The sequence below is a fragment of the Rathayibacter sp. PhB179 genome (assembly GCF_004345345.1).
Classification (GTDB): Bacteria; Actinomycetota; Actinomycetes; order Actinomycetales; family Microbacteriaceae; genus Rathayibacter; species Rathayibacter festucae.
The window spans coordinates 1-19,627 of the sequence record NZ_SLVD01000010.1 but is presented as its reverse complement, the minus strand read 5'-3'; the positions used below and the strand labels follow the sequence as shown (position 1 = coordinate 19,627).

Here is a 19,627-nt window from a genome sequence, read left to right as displayed (position 1 = left end):
GTTCCCGTCCTGTCCATCACTACGGAGAGAGCACCATGACCCGCGGCACCGTCCACTTCGTCCGGCACGCCCAGACGCTGTTCAACGTCAACGGCCAGCTGCAAGGGTGGTGCGACTCGCCGCTGACCTCGCGGGGCGAGCGGCAGATCGCGGCCCTCGGGGAGCGGATGCGCGGGGTGCCGCTGGTCGCGGCGTTCATGAGCGACCTGACCCGGACGCGGACCACGGCCGCGGCGGCGCTCGCGGGGCATCCGTCGATCGAGCCGGTGCCGACGACGACGCTGCGGGAGTGGCACTTCGGCGGCTTCGAGGGGCAGCCGAACACGTCGCTCTGGGAACCGGTCTTCGCGGACCACGGCTACACCTACGTGCCGGCCTCGGCGGACTGGCCGCGGATGACCGACGCGGGCCTGGACAGCGTCATCGACGCGATCCACCGGCACGACCCCTCCGGCCGAGCGGACACGGCCGCCTCGGTCCGGGAGCGGGTGGAGGCGGCGCTCGCGCTGATCCTGCCGGCCGCCGAGCACGGCGACGTGCTGGTCGTCACCCACGGCACGGTGCTCGGCAGCCTCCTGCGCGCCATCGACCCCGCGCACCGGCCGCGCGCGGGCTTCCCGAACTGCGGCATCGTCCCGGTGACCGGCGGCGTGATCGGCCCGATCGACGCGAGCTGCGCGGTCGACTGACGGCGGGATCTACCTGGATGACGCCCTCGAACATGCTGGTCGAGTAGCCCCGGAGGGGCGTATCGAGACCCGCCCACCGCAAGGACGTCGGTCTCCTTGCCGCCCTGCGCTGGCTTCGACGGCGCTCCACTCGCTACGCCGCCTGCGGCGGCTGCTCGACCAGCGCGCTGGGGCCGGCAATCGGACGCCTGCGGCGGCCGTTCTTACGGGGCGGGTCTCGATACGCCGCGTCCCGCGGCTACTCGACCAGCATGGAGGGCCGCGGTCGGACGCCTGCGGCGGCTGTTCTTACGGGGTGGATCTCGATACGCCGCGTCCCGCGGCTACTCGACCAGCATGCACAGGGCCGCGGTCGGACGCCTAGGGCGGCTGTTCTCACGGGGTGGGTCTCGATACGCCGCGTCCCGCGGCTACTCGACCAGCATGGTGCCGTACGCACGTCACGTGGCGGGTTACGCCTCCGTCGTGCGGACTCGCCTGCTTGCCCGCGTCCCCGTGCTGATGCCCCCTCCATGCTGATCGAGTAGCGCGCGCAGCGCGCGTATCGAGATCCGCCCACCGCAGGCACGTAGGCCGCCGAGGCGTCCTGCTCCCGTCGAGGCGTCCCGCTGTACAGGGACGTCTCGACGGTTCGGGGACGCCTCGGCAGCGAGGCCCGGCTCACCCCTTCAGCGGGTCGTTGCCCCAGTTCATCAGCGAGTACCGCCACTTCGTCTCGGTGACGTCGCCGGAGGGCCGCTGCTTCGAGTGGCGGGCGACGTAGCCGGTGACCTTCTTCATGTGCGCGTAGTCGTCCTCGCTCAGGTCGGCCTGCTTGGTGCCGAGGATGTCGATGATCCGGCGCCCGCTGTGGTGGCCGACGGACTCGCCGCCGCTCGCCGGCTTCTGGCCGACCTCCTTCGACTCGTCCTTCTCGAGCCACCCCTCGATCTCCTTCGCCGTCATGTTCACGGCGTCGTGGAAGTCGTCGCGGATCCCGCGCTTCTCGTCGTCGGTCGTGTCGTCGCTCATCGTGCTCGCTCCTCGGGTCGGTACCGCTCCACTCGAGCGCGCCACGGCCGAGAGGTCAAGCCCCGTTCGTTTCGCGGGCACGCGCGTACCGTCAGGAGCCAGCCACCCTCAGACGACCCGCACAGGAAGAGGCCTCCATGCCCTCACGCAACACGCTCGTCCGCAGCCTCCACGACCTCGGCGCCGCCGCCTGGTTCGGCGGTTCCCTGATGGGCGCCGTCGGCCTGAACGGCGCCGCGTCCACCTCCTCCGACCCGTCGGAGCGCCTGCGCCTCGCCGCGAACGGCTGGGCCCGCTGGACCCCCGTGCAGCTCGCCGCGATCGCGGCCCACGGCGTCGGCGGCATCGGCCTGATCCTCTCCAACAAGACCCGCCTGGCGAACCAGCAGGAGAGCCGCACCAACACGGTCGTGAAGACGATCGTCACCGGTCTCGCGGGCGCCGCCTCCGTCACCGCCGCGATCGCCGGCGCGACCCAGGCCAAGCACGCCGACGAGGGCGCGAAGGGCGTCACCGAGGCGTCGTCGAGCAACTCCGACGAGCTGACGACCGCACTCCGCGTCCAGAAGGTCACCCAGTGGGCGATCCCGGTGCTGACCGCGGTCATCATCGTCCTCGGCGCCCAGCAGGGCGAGCAGCAGCGCCCGGTCGCCGGCCTCTTCGAGACGACCGCCCGGATGTTCCGCAAGTAGCCGGCCGCGTCGGCGCGGGGTCAGTCCAGGCGGCTCGCCTCCGCGCCGACGTGCCAGCCCTCGTCCTTCACCCAGCTGAACCCGAGCGCGCACTGGTGCGGGGCGACTCCCGGCTGCGGCACCGTGTGCAGGGAGACGCTGAACGGTGTCGGCACGATCGCGTCGTAGATCGTCACGACCGGATCGTTCCCGACCAGGTCTGAGCAGAACCGCGTGATCGTCGCCCGCTGCTCCGCGGTGTCGGCGGGGACGAGTTCGGCGATCGCCGCGTCGTCGTCGAGCACGGGCAGCAGCCGGGCGACCAGCACCCGGCCGTCGCCCTCCGGCGGCACCGTGCCGGCCGTCGGGTCGCCCCAGTCGCTGAGCGCGAGCGCCACGAGCCCGACGGGGATCGCGACCAGCACGGCGACTACGCCGCCGATCACGAGGGCGCGGCGCCGGGGGCGTCTCGATGTCCCGGTCCTGGTCGCCGCTTCGGGCCGTTCGTTCACGTTCGGAGGCTAGGCCCTCGCCTGCCCGCGAGCGTGCAGTTCACGGCGTCACACGGCGAAACGCCCCGTCATCGGGGGTAGTGGGCTTCGCTCGCGAGCGTCCGGGCAGCACCCTGGATGCACGCGGGATCCGGTGCGTGAACACCGGCTCCCGCCGCCATCGCGGCGTGCCCGAGAGGCCAGGGAGCGGTCTGCAACACCGCTGACGCGGGTTCGAATCCCGCCGTCGCGTCGATGGTGAATCCGGTGGGGCCTATGCCCTCGGGCGCGCCGCCTCGAACGCCGCGATCACGTCCTTCGGAAGCCGCCCGCGAACGCCGACGTCGTGGCCGTTCGCCAGCGCCCAGCTGCGGATCTCGGAGGGGGACGCCGTCGAGCGTGCCTCGGACGGCAGAGCGACGACCACTTCGGAAGGTCGGGAGCGCGGCGCGGCAGGCGTCGCGCGCGTCTCCGGCTCGGCGGACGAGCGTGCCGGCTGGAGGTGCTCGAGGAGGATCTCGAAGGTGTCCGGATGGACGATCCGAGTTCCGTACTCGAGGGCGCGCTCGTGCTTGCCGCCCGAGAAGGAGCCGTCTGCGACGAGGACCGCGGTCAGGCGGGAGACGTTGCCCAGCACCCGGACCCCGAGCTGCTCGGCGCGTCGTTCCAGCTTCTCGCGCTGACTCTCGTCGCAACCGGTGAAGGCGACGCGGTCGCCGACATGGAGGGGAGCGCCGTGCGCCCAGATCCGGGGCAGCGGCCCGAGCCCGGCACTCAGCCGGGTGATCCGCGCGGCGTCCGCGCGCTCGATGAGGGTCTTGACCGAGTTCGCCGGGACGGACAGCAGGGCGGCGAGGGCCAGGAGCTGCTGCCGTTCCGACTGCGACACCCGGCCGTCGTCGAGGGCCCGGTGCGCGAGCGCCTGCAGGAACGCCGTGTGGGCGGAGGCGACATCCGCCGCGGAGAGGCCGAACGTCCGGGTCAGCTCATCGAGGGCGGACGCCTCCGACACCGAGAGGTCGCCGTCGGTGAGGCAGTCGAGCAGCAGCTCGAGGTAGGCGATCGTTCCGACCGGCGCGCCCTCGTCGATGAGCTCGAGAAGGCCGACGTTCGTCAGCTGCTGCACGAGGGGCTGCTGCTCTCGGCGCTTCGGCGTGAGGCGGACGGGAGCGCTCCGCCGTGCTCCGGCGTCGCGGCGCCGCGAGACAGCGGCTCGAGACGGCGCGCTCGGCCAGAGCGGTGTGCGCGGAAGTGCGGCCAGCGTCGGATGCGGGCGACGACGATCGGCGGTGAGGTAGCTGCGGAGCAGTGCTGCCGTGGCGCGTGCGTCACCGAGTGCGGAGTGGGCGTCGACCAGCTCGACGCCGGCACCCCAGCAGCAGTCGGCGAGACGTCGGCGCTGAAGGTCCGGGAGGTAGTGGTGACTTCCGTCCATGGTGCAGAAGGTCGACAGTCTGGGAACCGCCCATCCCGCCGCCTGGAACTCCTCGTGGAGGAAGGCCGTGTCGAACTTCGCGTTGTGGGCGACGATCGTGACTCCGCCGAGTGCGGCGGCGATGGTCGGGGCGAGGTCGCGGAACAGCGGGGCGCCGGCGACGTCCGACGCCCGGATGCCGTGGATGTGGGTGGCGCCGACCGGGCCTTCAGGATCGAAGCGGGACACCCACTCGTCGACCACGACTCCCGCCGCATCGGTGCGGACGATCGCCAGTTCGAGAATGCGGTCCTGCCGAGGGGAGAGGCCTGTCGTCTCGACGTCGATGACGGCGAAGGCGGGGACCCTTGCGCCGGTCGTACCCGCCGGCTTCTCGGGCGTCGGCACTGTCTCCAGCAGGCTCAGAAGCCACTTCACGATCCCCACAGATGTCCCCCTCGTCGAGTGCAGGTCTTCATGCTGGCAGACAGCGCCGCCCGTCCTGGAGAAGGACGAGTACTTTCATTAGGAGCGACCTTAGGGCCGGTCCTTCAGATCTACTTTGCTGTTCGGATGTACTTGGATGCGCGGTAGTCGGCGACCGCCGCTTTGCTCGAGCGGTACCGTCCGTCGCTACCGATGATCGCCTCCAGCCTCCCTCGAGCGGCGGCCTGCCGCAGCGCGAGGAGGCTGAACTCCTCGTCCGCGAGCGCTTCCAGTGGAACGTACTTCGCCGGTCCTGCGATATTGGGAATCAGGCGGTGCAGATTGTCGATGACGGATCGGCTGATGACTTCCGCGAGGGGACCGTCGTCTCCCTCGTCGGAGCGCTGCAAGGCCCGGAGGTACTTCACCCTTTGTTCCTTCAGGATGATGGCCGGCGGCCAGCCCAGCCGGATCAACAGCAGGTTCAACAAGAGACGTCCGCTTCTGCCGTTTCCATCGATGAAGGGGTGGATCGCCTCGAATTCACGATGCAGCTTGGCGAGCTCTTCCGGAACCTGACCGACGGAGAGCTCGCCTGCGTCGAGACGGCGGCGCATCGAGTTGGCGCGGTCCACCCATGCGCTGACCTCTGCAGGAACGAGCATGAAGGTTGGTGGCTTCATCCCGCCGGCGAAGGAGTGGATCTCGTGTCGACGCCAGTTCCCCGGCGCTTCAGAGTCCTGGGCGTCCGGGTGAGGAGCAACGTCCCAGGCCTTCGCCATCATGACGGCGTGAATACGGCGGACCTCGGTGACGACGACGAGGCTGTCGTGTCCCCAAGATGTCGGTTCCATCGCCTGCTGGTACACCCAGCGCGCTGCCTCCGCGTAGCCCAGCACCTCCATGTAATCCTTGAGCTCTTTCGAGCCCACCGCGCGGCCCTGCTCGAGCAGCTGCTCCACTTCCCGCAGAACAAGAGTGTTGCCCTCGATGGCGGTCGAGTGGTGCGCTTCGAGATGCCAGAGGTCATCCCACAGCTTCTTCGCCTCATGAGGCTTGGGCAGTCCTCCATAGTTGGCGAGTTCGTCGATCGCTGTAGCGAAGCGCCGGAAGACGTCGTCCCGGCTGGGACGCCCGCGCCCAGGACGGGCGACTGCTGAATTTGTCACAGCTCGACCTCGCTTAAAAATCAACGACAAATTAGCAGTCGCCGCCGCTGATGGTGGCGTATGTCGCGTTACGTCCTACCGCGGGGTCGCGATGCAGACGGCCGAGCCGAAGGCGCCGGTACCGGTCTCCTCGGCGAGGACCTCGCCGTCGAGGGTGATGCGGCAGGTGATGTCGCCCTCGTCGTCGGCGCCGTTCGTCGCGGTGACGGAGAACGCCTGGAAGGCGGTGCTGTCGACCTGCAGCTCCTTCGTGAAGGGGAGGGGCTGGGCGGCGGCCTGCTCGACGCCGGAGTTCGCGCCGTCGAGGGTGGAGTAGACGATCGACGTGCTCGTGCCCGCTCCGGTGACCTCGTAGACGAGGGTCTGGGGAGTGCCGGACGTCGCCGACGCCTGCGCGGTCGCGATGGCGTTCGAGATGCCGCTCGCGAAGCCGGCGGTGTAGACGATCGCCAGGATGATCGCGAGCACGATCGCCAGGGCGTTGAGGATCACGCCGGCGATCGCCGTTCCCTTCTTCCTGCCCTTGAGGAACAGCGCGATGACGCCGAGCACCAGGCCGACGAAGGCGACGAAGCCGGAGACGTAGTTGACGATCGGGATCACGGCGCCGACGAGCGCGACGATGCCGATGATCAGCGAGGCGAGCCCGAGGCCGTTGCCGGTCTTCGGGGGCTGCGGGCCGGTGCCGGGGGTGGGCTCGGGATACACGGCGGGGTTGTACGCGGTCATGCCGCGAGTATCGCAGCAGCGCGGTTGACCGTTCTATCTCTACATAGGTAGCCTCGGCGCATGACTCCGCTCAGCCGCATGACCGCCGCGACCGCGGACGTGCTCCGCGCGCTCCTCGACGCCTCCGGGCCGACCTGGGGGATGCTCGTCATCAAGGGAACCGGGCGTCCGGCAGGCAGTGTGTACCCGATCCTGGAGCGGCTCGAGGGGGCCGGCTGGGTGTCGTCGGCGTGGGAGACGGACACGGAGCGCAGCGGTCCGCGGCGCCGGCTCTACGAGCTGACGAGCGAGGGGGCGCAGGCGGCGGCGACCGCGGTCGCGCGGTTCGAGGCCGCCGCCGCCCGGCCGGTCCGGCTGTCCGGAGTGGAGGCCCGCGCGTGATCGACCTGCTGCTGCGACTCCTGGCCCTTCTGCTCCCGCCGCTCGCCCGCGAGCGCTACCTCGAGGAGTGGCGGGCCGACGTCGCCGGTGCCGGCGAGGCGGGGCTGCAGCGCCGCGACGTGGTGCTCGGCGCGCTCGTGCTCAGCGCGACCCTCGACCGCGGGCTGCCGGTGCACTCGGGGGAGCCGCGGTTCCTGCGGCCGCGGCGGCTGGCGCGGCGCGGGCTCGGGCTGCTGACGGCGGCCGCGGTGATCCTGATCGGCGGGTACCTGACCGGCGGAGGAGTCGTGCCGGAGGGGGTCTCCGCGGGGGTGCTCACGGTGATGCAGGCGACGGGTCGGGTCCTCATCGGGCTGGCGCTCGTCGTCGGGTTGGTCGGCGCCGCGCACATGGCGGGGGCCGCGCGCGCCGCCGAGACGAGGACGGCGCGGGTGTCGCTGCTCGCGGCGATCGCGGGGCCGGCGATGGTGGCGGGCGGGGTGCTGATGCCGGGGGCGCCGTGGTGGCTGCCGCTCCTGGGCTTCCTGGTGTCGAGCGCGGGGCTGGCGACCGGTGTCGCGGTGATCGGCGGGACGCGGCCGATCGTGTGGGAGCATCGGACCGCGTCGCGGGCGCAGCGGGTGCCGATCGCACTGGGCGGGGCGGCGCTGGTGGTCGCCGTGGTCGTGGTCGGCGGGGTCGACCTGCTGGTCTGGAATCCGCTCACCAAGGTGCCGGGCACCGATCTCGCCACGATCTACCGGCTGCTGGCCGAGCGCGACGGCTTCTCGATCACGGGCACGCTCGTCGCGACCGCGATCTGGGCGGCCTTCTGGACGGTGCCCGCGCTGTTCGTGGCGGCGCTCGCCGTGCACCGCGCGGGCGACGCCCTCACTCCGCGGCGGCTCGTGATCGTGATGCTGTCGCTGGTCGGCGCGGCGATCTTCTTCCGCTTCTTCACGGGCTTCGGCATCGGGATGTCCATCGCCGACTCGTTCGCGACCAGCGGTGGCGATGCGTCGGTCGTGTCCGCGGTGCTGCCGTGGGTCGGGCAGCTCTCGCTCGCCGTCGCGGCGATCGCCGTCGGCTGGGCGCCGCGGGCGCGGAGCGAGCCGGTCGCGGTGGCCGCCTGAGGGTGCGGGGTCTGCTGGCTCGACTTCCGGCGGTGGTGGATCTCGATACGCCCGCTGCGCGGGCTACTCGATCAGCATGGGCGGCGCCGGCCGAGCCGCGGAAGCTCTCCGCAACATCAGCTGAGAGTGGGCCTCGTCGCTCATCGGCGATGAGACGCGCTCTCAGCTGATGTTGCGCGGCCGAGACGCGGAAGCGGGGCCGGCGGAACTCCGCCGACCCCGCCTGCCGTGCGGTGGTTACTTCTGGGCGGTGCGCCTGCGCGTCGCGGTCAGCGCGAGCGCACCTGCGCCGCCGGCGATGAGGGCGAAGGCCAGCGCGGCCAGCCCCGTCGTGCCCTCGGCGCCGGTGTGCGCGAGCGACGCGGCGGGCTTCGCCGTGGGCTTCGGCGTCGCGGTCGGCGCCGGCGCGACGGGCCCGGCCGTCGCGGTCGGCGCGACGGTGGGCGCCACGGTCGGCTCGCCCGTCGGCGCCACGGTGGGCTCCGCCGTCGGCTCGACCGGCGGCGCGGTGGGCGAGGCCGTCGGCTCCGGGGTCGGCGCGGCGGCCAGCTCCGGGGTCGATGCCGGGGCGACGCGGTTCAGTGTCGCCTGCTCGTAGTCGTACGACATCGCGAGCAGCGCCGCGTCCTGGCTGCGCGGGGCGGCCAGCTCGAGGCCGGCGGCGGTCCCGGTCGAGGTGAAGCCCGCGGGCAGCGAGACCGTCGGGACTCCGGTGTTCGCGCCGACGTCGCAGAACGTCGTGCCCGCCCAGTCGGGGGTCGCCGCCGTCGCGCTGGTCGGCATCGCCAGGGCATCGAGGTCGTTGTCGATGAAGAACTGGTCCATCGCCAGCTTGCCCGCGTCCTGGGCCGCGATCGCCGCGTCGTACGCGGGGTTCGGGATGTCCGCGTTGCTGTTGAAGAACGCGACGTCGTCGGGCAGCAGCGAGGTCTTCCCGTCCGCCATGACGTCCGAGAAGGTCAGCGCGTCGACCGGCTCCGTGAGACCCGCGAGGCCCTCGGGCCAGGTGGCCTCGGTGTCCGCGAAGAACGCGTCGATGCCGGGGCGCAGGTCGAGGTAGCCGCCGCTGACGAGCGTGTTCGCCACGAACTCGCGGGTGAAGGTCGGCACCGGCACGATCTCGGCGCCCTGCGCGGCGAGGTCGAGGACCGCCTGGTCGACGAGCCCGGTGGTCTCGGCGAGGCCCGGGCGGGCCGGGTCCTCCTCGTAGTCCCAGCGCACGTAGCCGATGCGCTTGCCCTCGAGCGCGGTGTCGCTGAGCCCCTCGACGTAGGTGGAGCTGTCCTGCTGGTCCGCGATGACGGTCAGCGGGTCGGTCGGGTCGTAGCCGGCCAGCACCTCCATCAGGAGGGCCGCGTCGGTGACGGTCGTCGTCATCGGTCCCGAGACGTCCTGGCGCGGCGACAGCGGGACGATGCCCGTGACGCTGGTCAGGCCCATGGTCGGCCGGTAGCCGACGAGGCTCTGGTGCGCGCTCGGTCCGACGATCGAGCCGCAGGTATCGGTGCCGAGGCCCGCGGGGGCGTAGCCGGCGGCGACGGCCGCGCCGGTGCCTCCGCTCGAGCCGCTGGCGCTGTTCGCCTGGTTGTAGGGGTTGTTCGTCCGGCCGCGCTCGGAGCTGAGCGTGTAGGTGCCGTGCCAGGCGAACTCCGCCATGTTGGTCTTCGCGAGGATGATCGCGCCGGCGTCGCGCAGGCGCTGCACGGCCGTCGAGTCGAGCTTCGTCTGGTACGTGTGCAGCGAGGCGCTGCCCGCGGTGGTGGGCATGTCGAACGTGGCGTAGTTGTCCTTCACCAGGATCGGGATGCCGTGCAGCGGGCCGCGGATCGAGCCGGCCGCGCGCTCGGCGTCGAGCTCGGCCGCGGTGGCGAGCGCGTCCGGGTTGGCCAGGATGACCGCGGCGAGACCGGGCTGGTCGCCGTAGGGGTCGTCGTAGGCCGCGATGCGGTCGAGGTAGCGCTGGGTCAGGGCGACGGACGTCGTCGCGCCGGACTGCAGGAGCGCCAGGGCGTCGGTGATGCTGAGGTCGACGACTGCGGGGGCGGCCGCGTCGACGGGGGGAGTGGTCGCGCCGAGCGCCGCGGGGGCGGCGAGGGCGGTGCCGAGTGCGAGTCCGGTGCACAGGGCGGTGGCGGCGGAGAGTCGGACGACCCTCCGGAACGAGGGGGTGGTGGACAAGCGACAACCTTCGGATCGAGTGGGAGGGGGCTTGGAGCCTCCCCAGTCTCGGAGCCGGATGTTGCACGCCTGTTTCGGCGCGGAGACGATCGAGCGCGCCCGATGTCCCCCTTCGCGGGGTGTGGAGGGAGCGCTCTCAGCGGGAGCAGTCGAGCAGGCCGTCGCCCTCGAGCCACACGGGCTGGATCCGCTTCATCCCGAGCCGCAGCTGCGCCACGTCCCCGCTCCAGTGAAGCTCGTAGTCGTCCGCGCTGAACGGCGCGTGGCCGTCGTCCGCGGAGTAGTCCTCCTGCCACTCGACGACCGCCGACCCCGTACGGAGCACGCCGATCGCGCCATCGGCCAGGAGGAGGAACGCGGACTCCCGCACGACGAGGCGGCAGCCCGAGTCGCTCGCGCCGGGGAGCACCTGGTAGGCGCTGAAAGCGAAGACGAGCGAGAAGAAGACGGAGCACACGACGCAGATCGCCAGGGCCAGACCGGCCACGCCCGAGACGACGCTCCGGGTCGTCGACGGAGTCCGCTGCGTCCACGGCAGGCAGACGCCGACGAGGACGGTGAGGCAGCCGCTCGCGAGCAGGACCAGCTCGATCCCGAGGACCGTCGGCACGACGTCGCCGAGGACGATCGTGCCCCACCACAGCGCTTCCCCCCGGTCGGCGCCGAGCAGTCCGTAGGTCGGCGCGATCGGCCCGAGGACGGCGAGGACGACGACGACCATCAGCTGCACGACTCCCGCCGCCAGGACCCGCTCGCCCTGCGGGAGTCTCCGATCAGCCGTCCGCACCGCTTCCGACGAGTTCGGCATCGCTCCCCTCCTCATCCGGCACGCGGCTCAGGATGTCGCCGGGCTGGCAGTCGAGGACCGCGCAGATCGCGTCGAGGGTGGAGAAGCGAACGGCCTTGGCGCGGCCGTTCTTGAGGATCGAGATGTTCGCGGTGGTGATGCCGACCGCGGCGGCCAGGTCGGTCACCGACATCTTGCGCTTGGCGAGCTCGACGTCGAGGTGCAGGACGATCGCCATCAGACGACCTCGGCGAGCTCGCTGCGCTGCGCCACCGCGAGGTGCAGGAGGCGCCGCATCACCACGACGATCAGCGCGGTCGTCGCGCTCGCCACGGCGACCAGCCCGAAGGCGAGGGCCGGCAGGGGCGCGGGTGCCGCGGCGAGCGAGGCGACGGCGCCGACGACGGCCAGCACCGCGCCGGCGACGAACGCGCCGATCGCGAGGTCGACCCAGAGGTCGGAGCGGTGGTCGCCCGCGAAGAGCGTGTCGTCGCGGACCAGGCTGAGCAGCCGCCAGACCGCGATCAGCACGGCCTCGACGCAGAGCAGCCCGGCAACCACGACGGCGACGAGCACCGCGTCGACCGGCCCGCCGTCGAGCGCCTCGCGGGCGACCGGGCCGACGGCGAGCTGCACGAGCACGCAGCCGAGCAGCAGCACCAGCAGGAGGGTGCGGAGCGCGTGGAGGACGGGTCGGGGCATGCGGGGCTCCTGGGTCGGAAGGGGTGCGTGTCGAGAGGCCAGCATATCGAAAGACATGCGATTCCTATCGAAAATCGATACTCTCGCCTTCGATACACGGCAGCAAGCGAAGACGGGGGAACGGCGTGGGACGACGGGGACGAGCGCTCACGGGCGCGGCGGTACTTCTGACGATCGCGGTCGTCGCGACCGGCACGGGGCCTGCGGAGGGACTCGAGCTGGCGCTGTCGGCGGACGACTGCGTCGAGAGCGCGAGGGCGGACTGGCGGCCGGCGCCGCTCCTCGTGCGCGGTGAGCAGGCGGTCTTCGACGTCGAGGTCACCGCCCGGGAAAACTGTCCGGCGGAGCGCCTCGTCGCCGTCGCGGCCACGGCGTCCGAGGCGATCGACGCGGCGCTCGGCGCGGCTCCGGCGGGGCGGCGCTCGAGCGAGCTGGTGCTGCGGGTCGGCGACGACGTCCTGTCGATCGCGGACCCGCGGGAGCGCACGGCACCGGTCGACGCCTGGGACGCCCTGCGCCGCGGCATCGACGGGAGCCTCTCTGTGCGGACGGTCGAGAGCTACCCCGTCCTCGCGATCGTCCTCGCCCCGACCAGTGCGGCGACCGCACTCGACGCGCTCGATCTCCTCCTCGAGCAGCGCTCCGCCCTCACGGAGGGCGACCTCGACTGGACGATCGAGCAGCCCGCGACCGAGTCGCGCGGCGCCGCCTCGATCCGCGTGCAGGAGGAGCGCCCGGCCGACGAGATCGTGCGCCTCGCCCGCGAGATCGACGGCTCCTTCTCGGGGGTCCGGCAGTCGACGGTGCACCTGAACGGCGCGGTGCTGAACGTCGCGCTGACGGGGTCGCCGGGGGGGTCCACCCCGCGCTCGCTCCGCGACTCCGTCGTCTGGCCGCGCGTGCTCGGCACGATGACGGCGATGACCGACCGGGGGAGCGGCTACGCGATCGGCGCCGAGATCGCGGCGGAGGCGGCCGACGGCTCCGGGCCCGTCGTCGACTCCTTCGCCTCGTCGTCGCTGCAGTGCGCGGCGACGCCCGGAGCGGGCGCGACGACGCAGGCCGCCTTCGAGCACCTGCGCGCGTCGATCCGGCCCGCCCATCCCGGCGAGAGCTTCGCCTTCAACGGCCTGACCGCGCCGGCCTGCCGGTGAGCGCTGCACAACATCAGCTGAGAAGGGGGTCCCTCCCCCCCACAGAGGAGGCCCACCCTTCTCAGCTGATGTTGTGCGCGGCCCCGGTCAGTCCAGGTGCCGGAGGTACCGCTGCGGGTCGCCGAGGAAGCCGCGCCAGGTGCGCACGAGGTCCAGATCGTCGTACTCCGAGCGGCGGAGGCCCCACTCGCCGAGCTCGTAGAGGTCCGCGCCCGGCAGCGCCGCCAGCACCGGCGAGTGCGTCGAGAGGATCACCTGCGAGCCGCCCGCCACCAGCGACCGCAGCTGCCCGATCAGCGCGAGGCAGCCCGAGACCGAGAGCGCCGACTCCGGCTCGTCGAGCAGCCAGAGCCCGCGGATCCGGGAGCGGTTCACGACGATGTCGAGGAACGACTCGCCGTGGGAGCGCTCGTGGTAATCCGCATCGCCGAGGCCGATGTCCTCGAGGTAGGTGAAGAAGCCGTGCATCGTCTCCGCGCGGAGGAAGAAGCCGCGCTTCGAGGCGCCCGCCCCGCGCACGAGCTGCAGCTGCTGGGAGAGGTCCGACTCCGAGACGCGGGTCGAGTGCATCGCGCCGGTCGAGCCGCCCTCGGCGTTCAGCCCGTAGGCGAGCGCGATCGCCTCGAGCAGCGTCGACTTGCCGGAGCCGTTCTCACCGGTGATCACCGAGACGGGGCCGAGGTCCCAGCCCTCGTCGAGCACCTGGCGCACCGGCGGCAGGGTCGCGGGCCAGACGACGGACTCGAGCGCGGAGGGGTGCTTCTGCACTCGGCGCACGGGGAGGGAGGAGAACACCTGCACCCCCTCCGGTCGCGACGACCCGGCCAGTCAAGCACGGGGCCGTGGGAGCCGGCGGCTCAGACCGCCCAGCCCGCCTCCGCCAGAGCGAGCGCCGCATCGGCGCGCGGCGAGTACGGCAGGTCCTGATCCAGCACCACGCGGTAGTCGGTGGCGCCCGGGCCGACCCAGAGGATCGAGTCGTCCGCCCCGGCCCGGCCGACGGCGGCGCGCACGGCCTGCGCGGGCTCGGCGATCTCCTGCACCTCGCAGCGGCCGTCGCGGGCGCCGTCGAGCAGCGCCCGGCGGATCCGCGCCGGGTCCTCGAAGCGCGGGTGGTGGTCGGTGACGATCAGCAGGTCGGCCCGCTCGGCGGCGGCGCGGCCCATCGGCGCGCGCTTGCTCGGGTCGCGGTCGCCGTCCGCGCCGAGGATCACCAGCACCCGGCCCGGCGTGACCTCGCGGAGGGCGTCGACGGTCCGGGCGACGGAGTCGGGGGTGTGCGAGAAGTCGACGTAGAGCCGCGGCCCGGCCTCGCCGGAGACGAGCAGGGTGCGGCCGGGGACGGCGACGTCGATGCCGTCGGCGACGGCGCGGGCGAGCGCGTCGCGGTCGTGGCCCGCCTGGATCAGCATCACCAGGGCCAGCGCCGCGTTCGAGGCCATGTGCCGGCCGATCAGCGGGACGGAGGTGGTCACGCCCCAGCCGTCGGGCGCGGTCAGGCGGAACCGGGTCGCGTCGGCGCTCAGCGCGAGGACGTCCACGCGCCAGTCCGCCTCGGCGGTGGAGCCGACGGTGACGACCGGCACCTCCGCCTCCGCGGCGACCGTCCGCCCCTCCGGAGTGTCGACGACGACGACGCCGCGCCGGCTGCGGTCGGGGCGGAAGAGCCGCTGCTTCGCTCGGAGGTAGGCGCCGAGGTCGCCGAAGTCGTCCAGGTGGTCGTGGCTGAGGTTGGTGAAGCCGGCGACGTCGAAGACGAGGCCGTCGACCCGCGAGCGGATGAGCGCCTGCGCGCTGACCTCGATCGCGGCGGACTCGACGCCGTCCTCGCGCATCCGGGCGAGGAGCGCGTGCAGCTCGGGCGCCTCGGGCGAGGTCAGGCGGCTGGCGACGACGGTGTCGCGGCTGCGGCGGTCCGCGGTCGAGCTGAGGCCGGAGGGCACGCCGAGCCGGCGCAGCACCGCGTCGAGCAGGTGCGCGGTGCTGGTCTTGCCGTTGGTGCCGGTGACGCCGAGCAGCTGGGGACGGTCGCGGTCGGTGCCGTAGACGCGGGCGGCGATCGCGCCGAGGGCGGCCCGGGGATCCGCGGACACCAGCACCGGCAGGCCGCTCGCCCGCGCGGCCGCGAGCCCGGCCTCGTCGGTGAGGACGGCGACCGCTCCGGCCGCGGCGGCCTCGTCGGCGAAGTCCGCCCCGTGCCGGCGCCGGCCGGGCAGTGCGGCGAAGAGCGCGCCGGGGGAGATCTCGCGGTGCGCGAGGGTGACGCTGCGGATCAGGACGTCGCCGTCGCCGATCAGCGCGGACGCGTCGCCGAGCTCGTGCAGAGGGACACCCGCCGGGCGGCGGGGTTCGAGGAGCCGGAACGTCGGCATGGGCCTGTCTCCTGGGAACGGACCGGTCCCGCGCGGAAGCGACCGCGCGGGACCGGAGGGGTCGTGCTACTTCGCGGTGGGGCCGTAGAACGAGGTGATCTCGTCCAGCTCCATCTCGGCCGTGGTCTGGATGAGCTTGAGCAGCTCGGGGTCCAGCCCGGGCGAGAACTCCTCGAAGCGCTCCGGCGCGATCGTCGACGGCACGCCCTCGGGGGCCTGCTCGTTCGCCGAGAGTTCGGTGCGGAAGTTCATCGCCTGGAAGAGGTACTGCATCATCGTGCGCATCTCGCCGAACTGCCCGCCGAGGCCCTCCTGCAGCGCGTTCGCGGCGGCCGGATCCGGCTCGTCCTGCTCGATGTCGGTGATGAGTCGTTGAACGTGGAAGTACACCATTGTCTCCAGAAGGATCGTCGGTGTTCCCACCCTCCGCCGCGCTCCTGGCGTTTGCAGAGCCCCTTGCCACCGAGGGGGTGCGCGTGCGACCGGGCGGGTGGCTCACCCCGGTCCGCCGCCCTGTGCCAGGCTCGGAGCATGACCGAGCAGACCCGCACGACTCCGCGACCGGTCGACTCCCGCGCGCTCGCGAGCGCGGGCGTCGCGGTGCTCGGCGCGCTGCTGGTCGGCGTCCCGCTGCTCGCGTCGGCGCTCGCCGTCGTCGCGATCGTGCTGGCGCTCGGCGCCCGGAACCGGCTGCGCGCGGACGAGACGCTCCGCGGCGCGCGCGTGAGCCTCGTCGGCTTCGTGCTGGGGCTCGGGGTGCTCGCCGTGGCGTTCGGCCCGCTGGTGCTCGGGTGGGTGCTCGGGCTGTTCGCCTGAGGCCGGCGACTACCGCTGCGCGAACGCCTCCCGGTACACGCTCGTCAGCTCGGGGGAGTCGGCCGCGCTCAGCCCGCAGGTGAGGATCGTGTCGCCGTCGGCGGCGATCAGGTAGTCGATGCCGCGCTCGAAGACGATCGGGGCCCCGTCGACGGCCGACTCCGCCGCCTGGGTCACCGTCACCGCGTCACCGACGTCGCCGGCGAACCGGTCGATCACGCGCAGGGTGACGGTGCCGTCGTCGATCGAGGCGACCTCGGCGCGGAAGGCGAGCTGCGACGGCGCGAGCGCCTCGGCGGTGACCGGGGCGCACTGGTCCATCGGCCCGCCGGTCGCGGGCAGCCGCAGCGCGGAGGCGGAGCCGCCGGTGGTGACGCCGAGGGCGAAGGGGAGCAGGAGCGACGCGGCGGCGCCCACGGCGAGCGCACCGACCCCGACGATCAGCCAGGGGGAGCGGCGGCGGCGGACGGCGGCGGGGTCGGAGTCGTGGGGGTCGGTGCCCTGCCCGCCCACAGCCTGGCCGCCCATCGCCCGCTCCCGGTGCTCGGCGAGCTGCGCGCGGGTGAGCGGGGCGAGCCCCTCCGCCGGGTCGGTCGAGCGCACCAGGCGGCGCAGCTCCGAGTCCTCGATCGCGGTCATCGTGCTCCTCCTTCTGAGGTCGTCGGGTCCTGGGCGGCGCGGCTCTCGTAGAGCTCCGCGAAGCGCTGGCGGGCGCGGTGCAGCCGGATCGACGCGGCGTTCGGCGTGATCCCGAGGACCTCGCCGATCCCGCGGGCGTCCAGCTCCTCCCACGACCAGAGCCGCAGCAGCTCGGCGTCGGACTCGCGCAGCCGCGAGAGCACGAAGCGCACGGCGTCGTCGGTGGCGGACGGCCCGTCCGGGTCGCGCACCTCCTGCGGCGGGTCGACGACGGCGATCCGGTGGGTGAGCAGGACCTGGCGCCGCTGCATCCGGCGCGCGTTCTGCAGCTGCAGCCGGGCGACGCCGATCGACCAGGCGATCGGGTCGTCCTCCGGCACGTCGGCGACGCGGCGCCAGAGCACGGCGAGGGTGGCGGCGAGCACGTCGTCGGCCGTGGCCTCGTCGGTGCGGCGCCAGAGGTAGCGGCGGACGGGGTCGGCGACCACGCCGGCGAGCGCGGCGAAGCGGTCGGGACCCGCGAGGGGAGCTGGCATGTGCCTCATGCTCCCTCCTGTCCGGCACGCCCGCCGTTCTTTCACCGGCGCGCCGATCCGGCTCCCGGCTGCGTCACGGGGAGCGCCGGCGCCGCCTGCTCGGAGCACCTCCGGCACGCGATTCCGGCTCCGGCACGTCGTTCTGCCGGATCCCGGCGTGCCGGAGCGGTTTCCGCGTGCCGGGGGTGCGCCTCCGCCCGCGCCGAGATCCTCCGGCTCGCGGTTCCGGCTTCGGCTCGCGGTTCTGCTGGCTTCCCGCGTGCCGGAGCGGTTTCCGCGTGCCGGAGGTGCGCCTCCGCCCGCCCCGCCCACCTTCGGCTCGCGGTTTCGGTTCCGGCTCGCGGTTCTGCTGGCTTCCCGCGTGCCGGAGCCGATTCCGCGTGCCGGAGCTGCGCCACCGGTCGCCCCGCGTACCTCTGGCTCGTGATTCGAGCTCCGGCTCGTGGTTCCGGCGGCTTCCCGCGTGCCGGAGCCGATTCCGCGTGCCGGAGGTCCGCCGGACCGCCGCCGTCGCCCGCCCGCCGCCTCGCTACTCTGAAGCGCCCCCATCCCCCCTTCCCGCCGAGGAGCCCCATGCCCATCTGGTCCCTGCACGGCGACGGCCGCACCGTCGCGCCCGGAGCCGTCGTCGGCCCCGCCGAGCGGCTCAACTGGCCCGCGACCGTCGCGATCGGCATCCAGCACGTCGTCGCGATGTTCGGCGCGACCTTCCTCGTGCCCGTGCTCACCGGCTTCCCCGTCGCCACGACCCTGCTCTTCTCGGGCGTCGGCACGCTGCTGTTCCTCCTGATCACCCGCAACAAGCTGCCCAGCTACCTCGGCTCGAGCTTCGCGTTCATCGCCCCGGTCACCGCGGCGACGGCGGTCGGCGGGACGGGATCGGCGCTCGCCGGAGTCGTCGCCGTCGGCGTGCTGCTCGCGCTCGTCGGCTTCGTCGTGCAGTTCGCCGGCCTCGGCTGGATCGACCGCCTGATGCCCCCGGTCGTCTCCGGCGCGATCGTGGCGCTGATCGGCTTCAACCTCGCCCCGACCGCCTGGTCGAGCTTCCAGCAGGCGCCGGTCACCGCGACGGTCACGCTCGCCGCGATCATCCTCGGCAGCGTCTTCTTCCGCGGCTTCCTCGGCCGCGTCTCGATCTTCGTCGGCGTCGTCATCGGCTACGTCGTCGCGCTGATCCGCCAGGAGATCGACTACTCCGCCGTCGCCGACGCCGCCTGGGTCGGCCTGCCGCCGTTCAGCTTCCCCGACTTCGCGTCCGGATCCACGTGGTCCGGCATCGCGATGTTCCTGCCCGTCGTGCTCGTGCTCATCGCCGAGAACGTCGGACACGTCCGCGGCGTCGCCACGATGACCGACTCCTCGGTCAACCAGCACACCGGCCGCGCCCTGATCGCGGACGGCATCGCGACCACCGTCTCCGGCGCGTTCGGCGGCTCGGGCACCACCACCTACGGCGAGAACATCGGCGTGATGGCCGCGACCCGCGTCTACTCCACCGCCGCCTACTGGGTGGCCGGCGTCACCGCCGTGCTGCTCAGCCTCTCGCCCAAGGTCGGCGCGGTGTTCAACTCGATCCCGGCCGGCGTCCTCGGCGGCGCGACCACCGCGCTCTACGGCCTCATCGGCGTGATCGGCATCAAGATCTGGATCGACAACCGCGTCGACTTCTCCCGCCCGGTCAACCAGTACACGGCCGCCGTCTCCCTCGTGATCGCGATCGCCGGCTTCTCCTTCAGCTCCGGCGGCTTCGAGCTCGGCGGCATCGTGCTCGGCGCAGCCGCGGCCCTCGTGATCTACCACCTCGGCAACGCCGTCGCCCGCTGGCGCCGCACCGGCGCCGACGACGGCGGCCCCCTGCCCCCCATCGGCCAGCTCGGCGGCGACCCGCAGCACTGACCCGCGCTGCCCCCGCCGATCCGTCACGAACGGTCGTCCTCCGCGCCGGCGGACGACCGTTCGTGCCGGATCACGGGCGCCGCTCGTCCCGATTCGACACTTTCTGCTGGTCCCTCCGGCTCAGAACCGCAGAAAGTGGCGAACCGCGCGCCGGATCCAGCCCGAGACGCGTGGCCGGTGCTCGGACGCGTCGGTCTCGATACGCCGCTGCGCGGCTACTCGACCAGCATGGGGGCGGTGCTGCGCGGCTCTTCCATGAGCACGGGGGCGCCGCTGCGCGGCACTTCGACCAGCATGCTCTGGTAGCTCTGCCGTCTGCGCGTGGGCGCTTCATGTTGATCGAGTAGCCCTCGGAGAGGGCGTATCGAGCGGAGGGGGCGCCTTCGGCGCCAGTGCAGGGCGGGGAAAGGATCTTGTGGCTGGCTCGTTGTGGTTGGACGATGGAGGGGTCGCG

Annotated in this window: 20 protein-coding genes, 1 tRNA gene and 1 pseudogene; 8 read left to right on the top strand and 14 right to left on the bottom strand. The window is 72.7% G+C overall.

The window, feature by feature from the left end; all coding sequences use genetic code 11:
• The first annotated feature begins 35 nt into the window (after positions 1–35).
• Positions 36–689, top strand: a complete 654-nt coding sequence (locus EDF43_RS17880) for a histidine phosphatase family protein (protein WP_132437918.1) — start codon at positions 36–38, stop codon at positions 687–689.
• A 660-nt stretch (positions 690–1,349) separates the two neighbouring features.
• Here EDF43_RS17880 and EDF43_RS17875 read toward each other — a convergent pair.
• Entirely contained in the window at positions 1,350–1,700 is a 351-nt protein-coding gene (locus tag EDF43_RS17875) for a DUF3140 domain-containing protein (RefSeq protein WP_123736695.1), read from the bottom strand.
• Between the two features lie 137 nt (positions 1,701–1,837).
• Between EDF43_RS17875 and EDF43_RS17870 the strand changes: the two genes are divergently transcribed.
• Positions 1,838–2,392, top strand: coding sequence for a hypothetical protein (locus EDF43_RS17870; RefSeq protein ID WP_132437917.1), 555 nt, complete (start codon positions 1,838–1,840; stop codon positions 2,390–2,392).
• A 20-nt stretch (positions 2,393–2,412) separates the two neighbouring features.
• On the opposite strand, the gene EDF43_RS17865 is transcribed toward EDF43_RS17870, so the two are convergent.
• Positions 2,413–2,883 carry a hypothetical protein gene (locus EDF43_RS17865; protein WP_132437916.1) on the bottom strand — a complete coding sequence of 157 codons (471 nt, stop codon included), beginning with the start codon at positions 2,881–2,883 and terminating at the stop codon, positions 2,413–2,415.
• Between the two features lie 161 nt (positions 2,884–3,044).
• On the opposite strand from EDF43_RS17865, the gene EDF43_RS17860 reads away from it, so the two are divergent.
• Positions 3,045–3,115, top strand: a tRNA-Cys gene (locus EDF43_RS17860).
• Positions 3,116–3,136: 21 nt separating this feature from the next.
• On the opposite strand, the gene EDF43_RS17855 is transcribed toward EDF43_RS17860, so the two are convergent.
• From EDF43_RS17855 to EDF43_RS17845, 3 genes are all read right to left on the bottom strand, one after another.
• Positions 3,137–4,723 (bottom strand): histone-like nucleoid-structuring protein Lsr2, encoded by a 1,587-nt coding sequence (locus EDF43_RS17855; RefSeq protein WP_132437915.1) that lies wholly within the window; start codon positions 4,721–4,723, stop codon positions 3,137–3,139.
• 110 nt (positions 4,724–4,833) lie between these two features.
• Positions 4,834–5,871, bottom strand: a complete 1,038-nt coding sequence (locus EDF43_RS22555; protein ID WP_132437914.1) for a Fic family protein — start codon at positions 5,869–5,871, stop codon at positions 4,834–4,836.
• Between the two features lie 75 nt (positions 5,872–5,946).
• Positions 5,947–6,600 carry an MmpS family transport accessory protein gene (locus EDF43_RS17845; protein WP_132437913.1) on the bottom strand — a complete coding sequence of 218 codons (654 nt, stop codon included), beginning with the start codon at positions 6,598–6,600 and terminating at the stop codon, positions 5,947–5,949.
• A gap of 60 nt (positions 6,601–6,660) precedes the next feature.
• Here EDF43_RS17845 and EDF43_RS17840 point away from each other — a divergent pair, with 60 nt between their 5' ends.
• Entirely contained in the window at positions 6,661–6,981 is a 321-nt protein-coding gene (locus tag EDF43_RS17840) for a helix-turn-helix transcriptional regulator (RefSeq protein WP_132437912.1), read from the top strand.
• The gene (locus EDF43_RS17835; RefSeq protein WP_132437911.1) at positions 6,978–8,093 is read left to right on the top strand and encodes a hypothetical protein; all 1,116 of its coding nucleotides are present in this window, start codon (positions 6,978–6,980) and stop codon (positions 8,091–8,093) included. The genes EDF43_RS17840 and EDF43_RS17835 overlap by 4 nt, the downstream gene beginning before the upstream one ends.
• A gap of 237 nt (positions 8,094–8,330) precedes the next feature.
• Here EDF43_RS17835 and EDF43_RS17830 read toward each other — a convergent pair whose 3' ends face one another.
• The 4 genes from EDF43_RS17830 to EDF43_RS17815 form a co-directional block, all read right to left on the bottom strand.
• Positions 8,331–10,271 carry an amidase family protein gene (locus EDF43_RS17830; protein ID WP_132437910.1) on the bottom strand — a complete coding sequence of 647 codons (1,941 nt, stop codon included), beginning with the start codon at positions 10,269–10,271 and terminating at the stop codon, positions 8,331–8,333.
• A gap of 136 nt (positions 10,272–10,407) precedes the next feature.
• Positions 10,408–11,079, bottom strand: a complete 672-nt coding sequence (locus EDF43_RS17825; RefSeq protein ID WP_132437909.1) for a hypothetical protein — start codon at positions 11,077–11,079, stop codon at positions 10,408–10,410.
• Positions 11,045–11,296 carry a helix-turn-helix transcriptional regulator gene (locus EDF43_RS17820; protein ID WP_132437908.1) on the bottom strand — a complete coding sequence of 84 codons (252 nt, stop codon included), beginning with the start codon at positions 11,294–11,296 and terminating at the stop codon, positions 11,045–11,047. Before EDF43_RS17820 ends, EDF43_RS17825 begins: the two co-directional genes overlap by 35 nt.
• Entirely contained in the window at positions 11,296–11,760 is a 465-nt protein-coding gene (locus EDF43_RS17815) for a DUF2975 domain-containing protein (RefSeq protein ID WP_165909172.1), read from the bottom strand. The genes EDF43_RS17820 and EDF43_RS17815 overlap by 1 nt, the downstream gene beginning before the upstream one ends.
• Positions 11,761–11,885: 125 nt before the next feature.
• Here EDF43_RS17815 and EDF43_RS17810 point away from each other — a divergent pair, with 125 nt between their 5' ends.
• Positions 11,886–12,914, top strand: a complete 1,029-nt coding sequence (locus EDF43_RS17810; protein WP_132437906.1) for a hypothetical protein — start codon at positions 11,886–11,888, stop codon at positions 12,912–12,914.
• Positions 12,915–13,001: 87 nt separating this feature from the next.
• Here EDF43_RS17810 and EDF43_RS17805 read toward each other — a convergent pair whose 3' ends face one another.
• From EDF43_RS17805 to EDF43_RS22430, 3 genes and pseudogenes are all read right to left on the bottom strand, one after another.
• Positions 13,002–13,715, bottom strand: coding sequence for an AAA family ATPase (locus EDF43_RS17805; RefSeq protein WP_243581243.1), 714 nt, complete (start codon positions 13,713–13,715; stop codon positions 13,002–13,004).
• A gap of 56 nt (positions 13,716–13,771) precedes the next feature.
• Positions 13,772–15,286 carry a UDP-N-acetylmuramoyl-L-alanyl-D-glutamate--2,6-diaminopimelate ligase gene (locus EDF43_RS17800; RefSeq protein ID WP_132437905.1) on the bottom strand — a complete coding sequence of 505 codons (1,515 nt, stop codon included), beginning with the start codon at positions 15,284–15,286 and terminating at the stop codon, positions 13,772–13,774.
• 240 nt (positions 15,287–15,526) lie between these two features.
• A pseudogene (locus tag EDF43_RS22430) lies at positions 15,527–15,676 on the bottom strand (manganese catalase family protein); the annotation flags it as partial.
• Positions 15,677–15,817: 141 nt separating this feature from the next.
• Here EDF43_RS22430 and EDF43_RS17790 point away from each other — a divergent pair.
• Positions 15,818–16,102, top strand: a complete 285-nt coding sequence (locus tag EDF43_RS17790; RefSeq protein ID WP_132437903.1) for a hypothetical protein — start codon at positions 15,818–15,820, stop codon at positions 16,100–16,102.
• Between the two features lie 9 nt (positions 16,103–16,111).
• Here the strand turns inward: EDF43_RS17790 and EDF43_RS17785 are convergent, their stop codons facing one another.
• Together EDF43_RS17785 and EDF43_RS21985 are read right to left on the bottom strand one after the other, a co-directional pair.
• Positions 16,112–16,741: a hypothetical protein gene (locus tag EDF43_RS17785; protein ID WP_132437902.1), complete on the bottom strand. Its 630-nt coding sequence runs from the start codon at positions 16,739–16,741 to the stop codon at positions 16,112–16,114.
• Positions 16,738–17,277: a sigma-70 family RNA polymerase sigma factor gene (locus tag EDF43_RS21985; RefSeq protein ID WP_123446682.1), complete on the bottom strand. Its 540-nt coding sequence runs from the start codon at positions 17,275–17,277 to the stop codon at positions 16,738–16,740. Before EDF43_RS21985 ends, EDF43_RS17785 begins: the two co-directional genes overlap by 4 nt.
• A 573-nt stretch (positions 17,278–17,850) precedes the next feature.
• Between EDF43_RS21985 and EDF43_RS17775 the strand changes: the two genes are divergently transcribed.
• Entirely contained in the window at positions 17,851–19,173 is a 1,323-nt protein-coding gene (locus EDF43_RS17775) for a solute carrier family 23 protein (RefSeq protein WP_123446681.1), read from the top strand.
• The last annotated feature ends 454 nt before the right edge of the window (positions 19,174–19,627 follow it).

What these genes read in the sequence shown, in the direction of transcription:
- EDF43_RS17840 (WP_132437912.1), top strand. Translation starts at nt 6,661, where the DNA reads ATGACTCCGCTCAGCCGCATGACCGCCGCGACCGCGGACGTGCTCCGC.
- EDF43_RS17790 (WP_132437903.1), top strand. Translation starts at nt 15,818, where the DNA reads ATGACCGAGCAGACCCGCACGACTCCGCGACCGGTCGACTCCCGCGCG.
- EDF43_RS17825 (WP_132437909.1), bottom strand. Translation starts at nt 11,079, where the DNA reads ATGCCGAACTCGTCGGAAGCGGTGCGGACGGCTGATCGGAGACTCCCG.
- EDF43_RS17845 (WP_132437913.1), bottom strand. Translation starts at nt 6,600, where the DNA reads ATGACCGCGTACAACCCCGCCGTGTATCCCGAGCCCACCCCCGGCACC.
- EDF43_RS17785 (WP_132437902.1), bottom strand. Translation starts at nt 16,741, where the DNA reads ATGACCGCGATCGAGGACTCGGAGCTGCGCCGCCTGGTGCGCTCGACC.
- EDF43_RS17880 (WP_132437918.1), top strand. Translation starts at nt 36, where the DNA reads ATGACCCGCGGCACCGTCCACTTCGTCCGGCACGCCCAGACGCTGTTC.
- EDF43_RS21985 (WP_123446682.1), bottom strand. Translation starts at nt 17,277, where the DNA reads ATGCCAGCTCCCCTCGCGGGTCCCGACCGCTTCGCCGCGCTCGCCGGC.
- EDF43_RS17870 (WP_132437917.1), top strand. Translation starts at nt 1,838, where the DNA reads ATGCCCTCACGCAACACGCTCGTCCGCAGCCTCCACGACCTCGGCGCC.
- EDF43_RS17815 (WP_165909172.1), bottom strand. Translation starts at nt 11,760, where the DNA reads ATGCCCCGACCCGTCCTCCACGCGCTCCGCACCCTCCTGCTGGTGCTG.
- EDF43_RS17875 (WP_123736695.1), bottom strand. Translation starts at nt 1,700, where the DNA reads ATGAGCGACGACACGACCGACGACGAGAAGCGCGGGATCCGCGACGAC.
- EDF43_RS17775 (WP_123446681.1), top strand. Translation starts at nt 17,851, where the DNA reads ATGCCCATCTGGTCCCTGCACGGCGACGGCCGCACCGTCGCGCCCGGA.
- EDF43_RS17800 (WP_132437905.1), bottom strand. Translation starts at nt 15,286, where the DNA reads ATGCCGACGTTCCGGCTCCTCGAACCCCGCCGCCCGGCGGGTGTCCCT.
- EDF43_RS17820 (WP_132437908.1), bottom strand. Translation starts at nt 11,296, where the DNA reads ATGGCGATCGTCCTGCACCTCGACGTCGAGCTCGCCAAGCGCAAGATG.